Source organism: Streptomyces sp. NPDC057287, from assembly GCF_042667905.1.
Lineage (GTDB): Bacteria > Actinomycetota > Actinomycetes > Streptomycetales > Streptomycetaceae > Streptomyces.
The window spans coordinates 1-1,124 of record NZ_JBHUYV010000049.1; the positions used below are offsets into that span (position 1 = coordinate 1).

Below are 1,124 nucleotides of genomic sequence, written 5' to 3' on the forward strand. Positions count from 1 at the left end.
ACCGTGCCGGAGCGGTGGGCGTTGAGGGGCTGTTCCATCTTCATGGCTTCGAGGACGACGATGAGGTCGCCTTCCTTGACTTCCTGGCCTTCCTCGACGGCGATCTTGACGATCGTTCCCTGCATCGGGGAGGCGAGGGTGTCGCCGGACGCGGCGGAGCCGGCCTTCTTGGCCGCGCGGCGCTTGGGCTTCGCACCGGCCGCCAGGCCGGTGCGGGCCAGGCTCATGCCGAGCGAGGAGGGCAGCGACACCTCCAGGCGCTTGCCGCCGACCTCGACGACGACGGTCTCGCGGCCGGACTCCTCATCGGCGTCCTGGTCCGCGGGGACCGAGAAGGGCTTGATCTCGTTGACGAACTCCGTCTCGATCCACCGGGTGTGGATACGGAACGGGTCCGAGGTGAACGCCGGATCACCGACCACCGCACGGTGGAAGGGGATCGCGGTCGCCATGCCCTCGACCTGGAACTCGGCCAGCGCCCGCGCGGCACGCTGCAGCGCCTGCTCACGCGTCGCACCCGTCACCACCAGCTTGGCCAGCAGCGAGTCCCACGCCGGACCGATCACACTGCCCGTCTCCACACCCGCGTCCAGCCGGACACCCGGACCGGTCGGCGGAGCGAAGAGGGTCACCGTGCCCGGAGCGGGCAGGAACCCGCGCCCCGGGTCCTCACCGTTGATCCGGAACTCGAAGGAATGCCCGCGCACCGCGGGATCCCCGTAGCCGAGCTCCTCACCGTCGGCGATACGGAACATCTCCCGCACCAGGTCGAGACCGGTGACCTCCTCGGTCACCGGGTGCTCGACCTGCAGACGGGTGTTGACCTCCAGGAAGCTGATCGTGCCGTCCGTGCCCACGAGGAACTCGACCGTGCCGGCGCCGACGTAGCCGGCTTCCTTCAGGATCGCCTTCGACGCCGCGTACAGCTCCGCGTTCTGCGCCTTCGACAGGAACGGCGCCGGAGCCTCCTCCACCAGCTTCTGGTGGCGGCGCTGCAACGAGCAGTCACGGGTCGACACGACAACGACGTTGCCATGGGTGTCGGCCAGGCACTGCGTCTCCACGTGCCGCGGCTTGTCGAGGTAGCGCTCCACGAAGCACTCACCCCGGCCGAACGCCGCGAC

General features: G+C 69.5%; 1 protein-coding gene. It reads right to left on the minus strand.

The annotated features are described in order from the left end of the window. Positions 1-1,124, minus strand: a 1,124-nt coding sequence (locus tag ACFUNE_RS37600) for a biotin/lipoyl-containing protein (protein ID WP_383577502.1), incomplete at both ends; no start/stop codon positions are given.